General features: G+C 64.2%; 10 protein-coding genes. All 10 read left to right on the top strand.

The window, feature by feature from the left end; translation table 11 throughout:
* Nucleotides 1-48 precede the first annotated feature (48 nt).
* On the top strand, nt 49-405 hold the full coding sequence (locus tag OPU69_RS16035) for a hypothetical protein (protein WP_498512409.1): 357 nt from the start codon (nt 49-51) through the stop codon (nt 403-405).
* On the top strand, nt 405-1,106 hold the full coding sequence (locus OPU69_RS16040; RefSeq protein ID WP_498512411.1) for a phage protein Gp36 family protein: 702 nt from the start codon (nt 405-407) through the stop codon (nt 1,104-1,106). Before OPU69_RS16035 ends, OPU69_RS16040 begins: the two co-directional genes overlap by 1 nt.
* Entirely contained in the window at nt 1,103-1,606 is a 504-nt protein-coding gene (locus tag OPU69_RS16045; RefSeq protein WP_498512413.1) for a phage virion morphogenesis protein, read from the top strand. Before OPU69_RS16040 ends, OPU69_RS16045 begins: the two co-directional genes overlap by 4 nt.
* Nucleotides 1,603-2,019 carry a phage tail terminator protein gene (locus OPU69_RS16050; RefSeq protein ID WP_498512415.1) on the top strand — a complete coding sequence of 139 codons (417 nt, stop codon included), beginning with the start codon at nt 1,603-1,605 and terminating at the stop codon, nt 2,017-2,019. The genes OPU69_RS16045 and OPU69_RS16050 overlap by 4 nt, the downstream gene beginning before the upstream one ends.
* Entirely contained in the window at nt 2,019-2,351 is a 333-nt protein-coding gene (locus OPU69_RS16055; protein WP_498512416.1) for a hypothetical protein, read from the top strand. The genes OPU69_RS16050 and OPU69_RS16055 overlap by 1 nt, the downstream gene beginning before the upstream one ends.
* Nucleotides 2,344-3,282: a phage tail tube protein gene (locus tag OPU69_RS16060; RefSeq protein WP_498512418.1), complete on the top strand. Its 939-nt coding sequence runs from the start codon at nt 2,344-2,346 to the stop codon at nt 3,280-3,282. Before OPU69_RS16055 ends, OPU69_RS16060 begins: the two co-directional genes overlap by 8 nt.
* Before the next feature lie 99 nt (nt 3,283-3,381).
* The gene (locus OPU69_RS16065; RefSeq protein WP_498512420.1) at nt 3,382-3,768 is read left to right on the top strand and encodes a hypothetical protein; all 387 of its coding nucleotides are present in this window, start codon (nt 3,382-3,384) and stop codon (nt 3,766-3,768) included.
* Nucleotides 3,769-3,809: 41 nt separating this feature from the next.
* A complete protein-coding gene (locus OPU69_RS16070) occupies nt 3,810-4,109 on the top strand; it encodes a DUF1799 domain-containing protein (protein WP_498512422.1) in 300 nt (99 codons plus the stop codon).
* Nucleotides 4,106-7,750, top strand: coding sequence for a hypothetical protein (locus tag OPU69_RS16075; protein WP_498512424.1), 3,645 nt, complete (start codon nt 4,106-4,108; stop codon nt 7,748-7,750). Before OPU69_RS16070 ends, OPU69_RS16075 begins: the two co-directional genes overlap by 4 nt.
* Nucleotides 7,747-11,805, top strand: coding sequence for a hypothetical protein (locus OPU69_RS16080; protein WP_498512426.1), 4,059 nt, complete (start codon nt 7,747-7,749; stop codon nt 11,803-11,805). Before OPU69_RS16075 ends, OPU69_RS16080 begins: the two co-directional genes overlap by 4 nt.
* Nucleotides 11,806-11,830 lie beyond the last annotated feature (25 nt).

Genomic DNA, 11,830 nt, shown 5'->3' on the forward strand with positions numbered 1-11,830 from the left:
TCACCCGCCCCTTGCGTTCTTTCCCCTCCCGATCTGCCGGAGAAACCCATGCCTCTCTACACCGTCTTGACGCGCCTGCTGGGCCGCGAACCCAAAAGCGAAGATCTGCCCGGCTCCGTCATCGAGCTGGACGAAAACGATGCGATCGAGCTAGTCGCACTCGGCGCGCTCGAGCTGGCACCCGAAGGCGCGGTTGCCACCGATGGTTCCGACCCGATTGATGCCGCGCTTGTCCCGCTGAGCGTGAAGCAGCTGAAGGCGCTCGCGCAAGCTGCAAAGCTCGATCTGGGCACCGCAACCAAGAAGCCGGACGTCCAGCAGCTTCTGGCTGACAGCGTCGATCGCAACGATGCGGACCAGGTTGCCGCATTCATCGTCATGGCCGAAACCGCAAAGGCTGGCTGATGGTGATCCGCCGCCTCAAGAGCCCGCAGGAAACGCTGGTCGAGGATCTGGGGCCTGCCCTCAGTGTAATCAGCGTCTCCAGCGAGGCGCGCGGGCTGGTCAGCGGCGCAGCGGCGCTCGACCTGGACGACACGCTAGCTGCTGGCCGCGCCAGCCTGACGATCGGCGGCGGCAGCGATGGTGAGCTGTATCTCATCACCGCGCTGCTCGGCACCGTTGGCGGCGACCGCGATACGCAGATCGAGCTGGCCGTGCTTGACGGCAGCTGGACGATGCCGGGCGGCGGCGCGCCGATGCTGTCGATCGAGGCCTTTGTCGACCGGTTTGGCCTGGAGGAGATCATCCTGCTCACCGATGCCGGCGACGGGCGCATCGATCGCAAGATGCTGATCGGTGCGCTGGCCGACGCCCAGGCACAGGCCGAGGCCTATCTGGCCGATCGATATACGCTGCCACTGCCCAGCGTGCCGCAGCTGGTCGAGATGGCGATCGCCGATATTGCGCATGCCCGGCTGTATCGCCGCGAGCTGCCGAAGAATGTCGAGGACGCGCAGAAGATCGCGATGCGCAATCTGGAGGCTATCGGCAGCGGCAAGATCAAGCTGGGCATTGCCATGGCCCCATCGACCAGCTCGGACCCCGTGCTGGTCGCGCCGGGTAGCCCGGTCTATCCTGACCGGCTCAAGAGCTATGTGCGATGAGCGGCGTTGGGATCAACCTGTTTGATCAGCTGACGCCGGCTTTGCAACGCGCAGTCGAAGCGGTTGGCGACCTGAGTGCGCCGATGGCCGAGATCTCGGTCGACTGGCTAGAGGCGACGCGCACGCGCTTTGTGTTGCAGTTTGACCCGGCAGGCATTCCCTGGAAGCCGCGACGCGACCCGAACAACACCAAGCCATTGCTGGTCGATCGCGGCGATTTGCGCAACCAGCTCGACAACGACTTTGGTCCTGACTTCGCCGAGGTCGGTGTCCAGGCCACGGGTGGACCAGCGATCTATGCCCGCGTCCATAACGAGGGTGCGACGATCCGGCCTCGCACGGCGGGCGGCCTGCGCACCCCCTTTGGTGTGTTCGCCCAGATCGTGATCCCCAAGCGCCAATACATCGGCGCGTCAGAGAGCGACAAGGCCAACGCCGTCGAAATCCTGACCGATCATCTGAAAGCGGCCTTCAACGCCGATGCAGGGGGCGAGGCATGATCGCACTGCAGCCCATTGTCGACCGGCTCAAGCCGCTGCGCCTCGCCAAGCACGTCGACGGCGCGATCGAGTTCGCCTCGCTGCGCAGCGCGCCGACGGTGTTGCCCGCCTGGTACGTGATCCCGACCCGCGAAACGGCCAGCCAGAATGAGAGGACCAGCACGATCCACCAGCGGGTCGATGTCCGCTTTCAGGTTGTGGTCGTTCTGTCAGCCCAGGCGCGCAACCAGGACAAGGTCCGCGAAGATCTGAAGACGCATGCCGATGCAATCACCGGCGCGCTGCTGGGATGGAAGCATCCCGAGGCCAATGGCGAGTGCCATTATGATGGCGGCGCGCTGCTGCTTTCCGACGGCCAGGTTATCGCCTGGGCTGTCCAGTTCCGAACATCCCGCACCGAAAGGAAGATCTGATGAAAGGCCCGAGAAAGCCTGCCGATGATGCAAAAGCCATCGCCGCCGCCACCGCCAAGCCCGTGCCGCAGGAGGCCCCCGCCGCGACGGGAAATGAGAAAACCGAAGGCGATGCAGCGCGGGAACCTGTGAGTGGGCTCACCCCCACGAGCAACCCGGTTCGCAATGCATATGGCCTGGAACTGGACCGGTTCGGTCTGCCTGTCAACGGCCCGGCGCGTGCAGCGGTTCTGGCGCAGATGCAAGTGCCCGACCCCGCGCTGGAGCCGGGCGAGTGGGATTTTCGCGACGGCGAGCGTGCCGCCGAGGTGATGGAGAAGATTTATGGTTGATGTCCGCCGCGTCATCGCAGCCAAGGCCGAGACGACCTATGGCACCGACAGCACGCCGACCCTGGCCGATGACGCCATCGTCACCCGCAACTATTCGATCGTGCCGGTCGAGGTCGACCAGCTGCAGCGCAACCTGGACAACCGGGCCTATGGTGCGACGCCTGGCAAGCCGACCAACAAGCGCATGCGCTCCTCCTATGAGGTGGAGCTGGCAGGCTCGGGCGTTGCAGGCACTGCCGCGCCCTGGATGAAGCTGCTCGCGGCTTGCGGCATGGCCGCGCCGACGCTGGTCGCCACCACGTCTGCGACCCAGAAGTTCGCGGCAGCAGGCGCTGCGCCCGGTTCGCTCAGCGAATACAGCTGGGTCGACAATCAGCAGCGCAAGATGATTGGCGCGCGCGGCACCTATTCGCTGGATTTCACGGCGGGCCAGGTGCCGTTTGCCAATCTGCAGTTCACCGGCCTGGTGCCTGCCGCCAGCGCGCGCGTCGTCGCCGCGCCGGTCGGAGCGGACTTTACGGACTGGCAGGAACCGCTCGAGGTCAACAACGCCAATACGATCCTGATGCTCGATGGCTTTGCGGCGGTCACCCGCTCGCTCACGATCGATGCCGGCGTCGCGGTCAACCTGCGCAACCTCATCGGCGCGCGCTATGTGCGCCGGGGTAACCACAACACCACCGGCAGGCTAATGATCGAAGCGCCATCGTCGGCGACCAAGGATTATCTTGCCTCGCTGGAAAGCGGCGCGCTGATCCCGATCACGCTGACCCATGGGACCGTTGCCGGCAACATCATCGAGCTGAGCGCCACCAAGGTCCAGGTGACCAACATCACCGAGTCCGCCGAGGACGACATCCTGATGTTCAACATGGACCTGTTGTTCACCACGGATGGCGGAGCCGACGACCTGGTCATCACCGCGAAATAACCCCCCGAGCCCAAGGCGACCAGCCAGATCGGGTCGCACGGGGGTGAGTGGTCCGCTGCTCACCCCCAAACCCCACAGCGAAGCAACAGGAGACGTAGGATGTTCAAGCTAGTCAAGGAACGCCTGGTCTGGTGGCCCGTGACGGTCGCCATTCCCGCCGATGACGGCGATGTGGAAGAGCAGAGCTTCAGCCTGAAGTTCCGCGTCCGCGACGTCGACGGCAATCGTGAGCTGCTCTCGAGCGCTCCTGCGATGGCCCCCGGCGACACGGCGGACAAACCGCTGCTGTCAGAGTCCTATGCCGATTTCGTGATGCAGCTCGCAACCGACTGGAAGGACGTCGCCGTGGAGGGAGAAAAGGAGCCGCTGCCCTTCTGCCGCACCAATCTCATCGAAGCCATGAAAGTACCCGGCGCATTCATGGCCGTGCTGGAAGCCTATCGCAGCTGCTCGCTGGGCGAAAAGGCGACGCGCGCGGGAAACTGAAGGCGCTGGCGGCGCGCTGGGCGGGCGGTCGCGGTGGCGCTGTGCTGGCCGACGATGCGGCGACCGCCAATGCCAAGCTGCCCGCCTGGATGAAGCGCAAGGAAGAGACGGATGAAATCCAGCTCCTGCCCGATGAAGCTGACACAGCGCAGCTCTTCCTCGCGCTCGGCACGCAATGGCGGCGGCACGCGATGACCGGCATGTGCCTGGGCCTTGATTATGGCGTGATCCCGCCGACCGCGCAGATGCTGGGCATCGCGCTCGATCCTGTGCGGTTTCTGGACCTGCGCATGATGGAACAGGCCGCGCTCGACCAGATCGCCCGGAAGGCCGCACGATGACCCTCGTCGTTCGCGCCCGGATCGAGGTCGACAAGGGCAGCGCCCAGGCGGATCTGCGCCAGGCTTCTGAGGCGGTCAAACAGGTCGGCGATGCCAATCGCGAAGCCGCCACCGGCGCGGCGGCGCTGACGGCTGCGACCAATACCATGTCCGCTGCGCAGCGCGATGCGGCTGAGGCAGCGCGCACCGAGGCTGCAGCGCAGAGCCAGGTGGTTGAAAGCCGGCGAGCGCTGCAGCAGTCGTTGGCTGGTCTGGTCCAGCAATATGACCCTCTGACCACAGCTCAAAACCGTGCCCAGGCTGCTTTGGCCGAGCTGAACGCACTCGAGCGCCAGGGTATGGTTGGGCGCGAGGAAGCCCTGGTTCTCGCTCGGAACATTGGCGCTGAATACGACCGTACTGCTGAGGCCATCCAGCGGGCGGGCCTTGCCACCCGCCAGAACGCCGAGCTTACCGAGGACGACACCCAAGCCAAGCTCGCCAATACCGCTGCCGCTGGCCGACAGCGCGCCGCCTATCAGCAGCTTGGCTTCCAGGTCCAGGACGTGTTCCAGCAGTTCGCGCTGGGCATCAATCCGCTGGTCATCCTTGCCCAGCAGGGCGGCCAGGTGACCAGCGCCTTTGCGCTGATGGGCGAAGGCGTTGGGGCGCAGCAAACCAAGTTCACGCGGTTCATGACGTTCCTGTCCGGGCCATGGGGCGCGGCGATCCTCGGCGCGGTCACTATCGGCGGGCTGCTGGCACAGACGTTGTGGGACAACGAGGACGCTGCCACCGGCGCGACCCAGGCGAACGATGCCTATGCGTCGGCGCAGTCGCAGCTCGCGAAGGTGATGAACCTCACCACCGGTGAGATCAGCTCGCAGAACGTCGTCCTGCGCGAGCAGATCCGGCTGTTGGCGCAAAAGCAGATTGTCGAGGGGCGCAAAGCCGAGCGGGAGGCCAGGGAATCTTTAGAGGACGTTGGCCGTCCCGGGCTGTTCACGCTGTTCGGCGCTAACGACCGTCGTCGCGCGGAGTTCGAAAGCTCGACCAGGCCTGTCCGGCAGCTGACTGAGGATCTGATCAAGGGCAGAATTGCAGCAACCGAGTTCCGCAAGGAAATTGACCGCCTCGACAAGGCCGGTCGCCTCGGTGGCGAAGATGCGATCGATGTCGTCGAGCGCGGCCTGAACCTTGCGATCGCGCAGCAGGATCAGCTTGTCGGCCAGCAGATGCTGGATGCGCTGGACGGAAAAGGCCTTGCAGCCGGTCTGCGCCGCGACCCTCCCAAGGGACGGAAGGACACCTCGGGCGACAAGGCCGCGCGCGAGGCGCAGCGCCTGCTCGATTTTACGGACGCCGCCGAGGAACGGGTCCAGCGGATCAACGAGCAGTTCAACGAACAGCCGCGTCTGCTCGACCAGGCTGCAAAGGCGAGCCGTGAGCTGGACGACATCCAGAAGGACGTCGAAAAGCGGCTGAGGGATCAGCCCGACAAGGTCAAGGAGCTGACCTCCGCGATCAAGGACGCACGCGGCGCGGTCGAGGATGCGCTGTTGCGCCCGTTCCGCGAGATGGAAGATGCTGGCGATCGCCAGCTCGAGCAGATGATGCTGGTCCTGCAGGGCCGCGAGGCCGAAGCCGAGGCGCTGCAACGGATCCAGCAGTACGAAGAACGCAACGGCGCAATGACGGTCGAGCAGCGCGAAGCCATCCTCGCGCAAGTCGAGGCCGAGCGTGAGATCAACATCCTGATCGAGGAGCGCAACCGCAAGCTCTCGATCTATCTCACCACGATCGACGATGCGCGCGGGGCGCTCGAGGATCTGCTGTCCGGTGGCAATGTCGGCGATTTCCTCGACAACCTGCAGACCAGTTTCCGCCGCCTGCAGAGCCGGATCATCACCGAGGAGATTTTCGGCCCGATCGAGCGGGAGATGCAGGATTTCCTGAACGGTCGCGTCGGCCTGAAGGCCCAGAGCGAGCGCCTGGCGCAGGATCTTGAGAAGCCGGGTGTCGCCAGCGTGCGCCTGGCCAATGTAATGGACGATGCTGCCGACAAGATCGCGCAGGCCGCCTATCGCATTGCCAATCCTGGCCTTGTTGTTGCGGGTGCCAGCGATGCGCCTGCCAGCCCGGTTGCACCTGACGGCACGATCATTGTGCAAGCAGAAAGCCGGAATCCGATCACGGACCCGACCGCCCAGGAGTATTTCGACAAGCTGATCGATCGGATGATCGGCGGCATTGCCAAATCGCTCGACAGCACGCTCGGCGTCAAGTTCTTCGCTGGGTTGCAGGGTGTGCTTTCGGGCGCACTTTCAGGTTACGTCCAGGCTGGCCCCGTCGGTGCGGCGCTGGGTGCGCTTAAGGAGGTCAAGGGCCTGCCTGAGAGCCTCACCAAGACGCTCGGCGGAGCCTTTGACGGCGCAGTGGCCGGGTATCGCAATTCCCAGATCATGGATGCGCTGGGTATCGGCAACTCCAAGACCGGATCGACCCTTGGTGGCGCGCTTGGTGCCGCGACCGGCATTCCCGGCGGCGACATCATCGGCTCAATCGCCGGTGGTCTGATTGGCCAGGCGCTGAAGCCGACCAAGCGCGGATCCGCGACCATCACCAGCGTTGACGGCGACGCGACTTCGCGCGGAAACGACCAGCAACGCATCCAGGCATCGCTCGGCCTGGCAGGCAGCGTACAGCAGCGCCTGCGCCAGATCGCTGAGGAGTTCGACGCCGAGATCGGCAGCTTTGCTGTTTCAATCGGCCAGCGGGGCAAGAATTTCCGGGTCGACACCACCGGTTCGGGTAAGACCAAGACGAAGCGCGGCGCGGTCGATTTCGGCCAGGACGAGGAAGCGGCGGTTGCGTTCGCACTGCGCGATGCGATCAGCGACGGAGCGATCAAGGGCCTGTCAGCGGCTATCCAGAAGGCGCTCAACTCCAACCCTGATGTCGACAAGGCGATCAAGGAAGCGCTCAAGGTCCGCGACGTCGAGGAGCTGCTCGACGGCATCGGCGGGAAGATCCGGAAGGAAGTGCGCGACTTCGATCGCCAGGCTGACGAGCGCCTGCGCATCGCGCGCGACTATGGCTTCGACATTCTCGAGATCGAGCGGATCAACGCCGAGGAACGGTCCAAGCTGATCGAGAGCATCCTGGAGGACCGCGTCGGCGCATTGCAGGACTTGCTCAACGACCTGGTGTTCGGCGACCTGGCCGAGGGCACCTTGTCCGAGCGTCGCCAGCGCTTGCTCGAGGAGATCAGCAAGGCCGAGGCCGATGCCGCCAAGGGCATCGATGGTGCCGCCGATCGCCTGGCCGACCTCAATCGTCGCCTGATCCAGCTGTCGCGCGATGCCTATGGCACTGCCGGCAGCGAATACGCCTCCGATCGCGCGCAGGCGATCGCCAGCGCCGAGCGGATCATCCAGATCGAAAATGACCGGATCCGCGGAACTCAGGAAGCGGCTGCAGAGACCAACCGGCAGCTGGCGACGGCCAACCAGCTCAGCAACGAGCAGAACGACATCCTGGCCGAGATCAATGCTGGCATCCGCAACCTGCTCACGCTCGACGGACTGAACATTGCGGGTGGCGGTGGCGGCAACGCCGGTATCGACCTGGGCGCGATTGCGCGATCGGTGAACCTAAAATGAGCCGGGTGCATTGGGTCGAGCTTCGTCCTCGCGATCCGGCTTCAGCGGGCCTGGTGACGCTGCGTTTTGCCGGTGGGGCGCGCGAGCGCAGCTATTATCGCGAGGAGAATGGGCAGCATTACAAGGCGGGGCTCGTTGCTGCTCCCCGCTTTGCAGCCCGGATAGGTTTCGGGAAAGACGGGTTTACCGGGCAGACCGTCCCGCAAGCCAGCCGCATCCAGATTGCACCTGGCGAGGCCCAGGTCTTCGAAAGCCTGGCAGGCTATTTCTGGAAAGATGCCGCAATCACGATCGACGCCGGACCCGAGGATGCCGACGTCTTTCCCCGGCTGTTTACAGGTACGGTCGTCGGAGATTCGATTGCCGACGGGGTTTTCACCCTCACGATTGCGGACCTCTCGACCCGACTCGACAAACCGGTCTGCACCACACGCTTTGCAGGTAATGGCGGCATCGAAGGCGGCGAAGAGGCTGAGGGGCGGACCAAGCGGCGCAGCTGGGGCTTTGTCTTCAATGTCGAAGGTCGGCTGCTCGATCCGGCCAACAGCATCTATGAATTCGGCGATCCGGCATTTCCGTTCTCCAGCTGGTCTGCCTTGCGCGACAAGGGGCGTAGCGGGCCGTTCACGGTGCTGGCCTGGCAAGGCAGCATCGCGGCGACCTTTGCCGCGCTGCAAGCCAGCACGCCCGTCCAAGGCGGAGGTGTAGTTGCCCCCTCGATCGCCTGTGCAAAATGGTGGACGGAGCCAAGCGGGCCGTTGACGGCTGACTTCGTGGGAACGCCGGGCACTGGCGGTGTTATGGCTGCTGCCGCGTTGATCGATGCCATCTCTGCCAACTTCTCCGGACCGCCCGTGGCCGACAGGATCGCAGCTACGGCTCTTCGTCCCGCAGCAGCCGGCATTCATCTCGGCGAAGAAACGACCACAGGCGCGCAGCTGATCGATCGCCTGGCGCTGGGATCTTCCCTGATGTGGGTTGCTGCACCCGAAGGTGTCATCCGCCTGCTTCCCTGGACATTCGAAAATGGTGGTGCAGCGGTGTTGCAAGGTCAGTTCATTGGGCGTGAACGGGCCTATGCGCCGCACTACCGCCGCCGCGTCGGTTTCCGGGCGAATAACCGCCGCCACAGCGAGAGCGAGATCGCCGAGAGCCTCCGCTATGACGATGGTGTTTTGGGGGAGGATCTGCGGCCAGCTGAACCAGGCGCAACCAATGGCGCTGTCATCCCTACACCGGGCAGCGGTGGGGCAGGCAATATCAAGGACGAGAACGGCAACGTTCGCAACCCGGGCGATCTGCTCAACAGCGAGATCGAGTTGGAACCCGCTGGTCGCCTGACCTACCGCCCGCTGCCCGACGCGTCGCCCGTCGAACTTGGCCAGATCACCCTACCGGCTCTAGGCGCAGTGAGCGAAGCAGCAATGCGCCGCGCCGAGGATGACATCGACCAGATGGCCCGCGCGCTGGCGACGGCGTTGGATGAGGCTTCCTCGACCCGTGCGACCTTCCGCGATGCCGGTTTCTATGTTGACGCCGCCACGGGGCAGATCCGCATTCACGCGATCGAGCAGACCAGGGAACGGGTCAGCACTGCGGAAATCCGGCTCAATGCCGCCGAGGCGAACATCAACCTCAAGGCGGGCTTCAGCTACGTCAATGAGCAGATTGCGCTGGCGGTCATCGATCCCAGCCAGATTGCCGAACTGACCGACATCTTCCTGCGCCTTGGTGCCGCCGAGGTCGATATCGACGGCCTCAACGCCACGGTGGCGACGCTGGCGACTGTTACCGAACTGAGCCTTGTGGCGGGCCGCGTCACGACCGCTGAGGAAGCGATCGACGCGCTCGAGGGCACGATCAGCACCAAAGTCGATACGACCACGTTCGACCTGCTGGCCACGCGTGTCACCAATGCAGAGACGGTATTGACGGCGTTCGGCGATTCCGCCTCGATCGTCAACGCCGTGTCGGCGATCCGCCTGATCGATATAGCCCAGGAAGGCAACGCCGAGGCTGATCTGCGTGCCCTGCTGCTCGGTGATGAGGCAAAGCGGGAACAGGTCACTGCACTGGCTGCAGCGCGGCAGGAGCTTACCGCGCGCATCGTCGACGGCGATGCGGCAGAGGCGGCGCTTCGCCTTGCGCTGCAGGTGCGCGTTGGCGCGGCCGAAGCGGCGTTGGCGACAGAGAGTGTGGTCCGCGCATCTGCGGACTCAGCACTCGCCCTGCAGATCACACAATTGACCACCAGCCTGACCACGGCCACCGGCACGCTGCAGGCGAGCCTCGCAACGGCTGACCAGGCGCGGATCGATGGTGACGCGGCGCTTGCATCGTCGATCGCCACGCTGAGCGCAGATATCGACACCGAACTCGGCAATCTGGCGGCTGCTGTGGAAACCGAGGAGCAGGCCCGCGCCGCTGCCGATGGCCTGATCGCTGCAGGCCTTGCCCAGCAGGTCACCGCAGGCCGTGTCGTCGAGGGGCAGGCATCGGACCTCGCCGATCTGTTGCTCGCAGCGCTGCTCAACAACGATCAGAGCCGCCGCGATTTGAACGGAGCTGTTGCCGGCGCGCGACAGGAGATCACCGCGCAGATCGTGAGCGAGGTCGAGGCACTTTCAACGCGCATTCTGGCACTGGTCGCGCGAGTAGCGGGCAATGAGGCCAGTTTTATAAGCGAACAGCAAGCGCGCGTGACAGCGGATGAGGCGATCGTCGCATCAGTGGAGCAGCTGGAATCGCAGTTTGAAACGGATGTGGCGAGCCTAAATGCCTCGATCATCAATGAGCAGATCGCCAGAACCAATGCCGTCCAGTCGCTGGCGACATCGATCACCAATCTCAACGCCAGCTTCACCGGAGCGCTCAGCGCAGAGGCCACAGCGCGCACCAACGCGATCGCAGCCGAGGCGACCACACGGGCGCAGGCCATCTCGAGCGAAGCCACGGAACGGACCGGGGCAATCAACTCGCTGACAAGTGATCTCGGCAACGCGATCGGGCGGCTCGACGCCGAGGAATTGGCGCGTCTGCAGGGCGATCAGGCGGAGGCTCAAGCACGTGCAGCAGCACTGACCGCCGAAGCGAATGCTCGGATTGCCGCGATCCAGGCAGAGGCAAATGCGCGCGGCACGGCGCTGACAGCGGAAGAGAACGCCCGTATTGCAGCAATCAATGCGGAGCGCGAGGCACGCGAGTCTGCTGTGACCACGCTCACAGCTTCGATCAACAACGAGGCCATTGCGCGCGCTAATGCAGACGGCGCTCTCGCTGGTCTGGTCAGCACTCTCACCACCACAGTCGATGGTCAGACTGCCACGCTTACGCAGTTCGGCGCGAGCATAAACGGCCTTCTTGCGCGATGGGGATTTGAGCTGGACGTCAACGGTCTGGTGACCGGCATCGTGGCTAACAACGATGGTCGACGTGGCTCGATCGATATCGTGTCGAACGTCTTCCGTATCTGGGTACCGGGCGTGGGCGCAGTGCAGGTTTTCGCGATCGACGGCACCAACATTGTCCTCAACGGCGCTGTTCGGATCAATGGATCGCTGCTCGTCAATGGCTCGATCACGTCCACCGCGATCGGGCAGAATGCGATCTCGAACTCTGGCTTCTGGCAGACCAGCGCGGGCGGTTCCATGTCGAGCTTCGGCACCGCGACATGGCTCACCTTCGATACCGGCCAGGCAGGCGGTTCGCCCGGTAGCGGATCAAACGGCGCGTCGAATATCCCGACTTTGATCCTGCCTTGCTCGGCGGGTGGCCGCACAATCATTACCTGGAATATGTGCTCCGTTCGCAATGGCGGCGATAATGACCGCTCGGCCTGGCGGATTGTGCGCTACCGTTCAGGCTTCCCGGACGTGGTTCTTGCAGGGACCCCTGAGCTGACCATGACCCAGCGCAACGATATCCGCAGCTGGACCTGGGTCGACAACGATATCCCTGCCGACGGCACCTACACCTATGTCCTTCAGGTGCAGCGCTTGGCCGGTCAGGGCCAGATCAACGAAATGATTTTGCAAGGTTTTCACATTCGGCGCTGACCGCGTCGTCAACAGGAGTCGTCTT

Source organism: Blastomonas sp. 34TW, assembly GCF_059803595.1.

What these genes read in the sequence shown, in the direction of transcription:
- OPU69_RS16075 (WP_498512424.1), top strand. Translation starts at nt 4,106, where the DNA reads ATGACCCTCGTCGTTCGCGCCCGGATCGAGGTCGACAAGGGCAGCGCC.
- OPU69_RS16035 (WP_498512409.1), top strand. Translation starts at nt 49, where the DNA reads ATGCCTCTCTACACCGTCTTGACGCGCCTGCTGGGCCGCGAACCCAAA.
- OPU69_RS16060 (WP_498512418.1), top strand. Translation starts at nt 2,344, where the DNA reads ATGGTTGATGTCCGCCGCGTCATCGCAGCCAAGGCCGAGACGACCTAT.
- OPU69_RS16040 (WP_498512411.1), top strand. Translation starts at nt 405, where the DNA reads ATGGTGATCCGCCGCCTCAAGAGCCCGCAGGAAACGCTGGTCGAGGAT.
- OPU69_RS16050 (WP_498512415.1), top strand. Translation starts at nt 1,603, where the DNA reads ATGATCGCACTGCAGCCCATTGTCGACCGGCTCAAGCCGCTGCGCCTC.
- OPU69_RS16065 (WP_498512420.1), top strand. Translation starts at nt 3,382, where the DNA reads ATGTTCAAGCTAGTCAAGGAACGCCTGGTCTGGTGGCCCGTGACGGTC.
- OPU69_RS16055 (WP_498512416.1), top strand. Translation starts at nt 2,019, where the DNA reads ATGAAAGGCCCGAGAAAGCCTGCCGATGATGCAAAAGCCATCGCCGCC.
- OPU69_RS16080 (WP_498512426.1), top strand. Translation starts at nt 7,747, where the DNA reads ATGAGCCGGGTGCATTGGGTCGAGCTTCGTCCTCGCGATCCGGCTTCA.
- OPU69_RS16045 (WP_498512413.1), top strand. Translation starts at nt 1,103, where the DNA reads ATGAGCGGCGTTGGGATCAACCTGTTTGATCAGCTGACGCCGGCTTTG.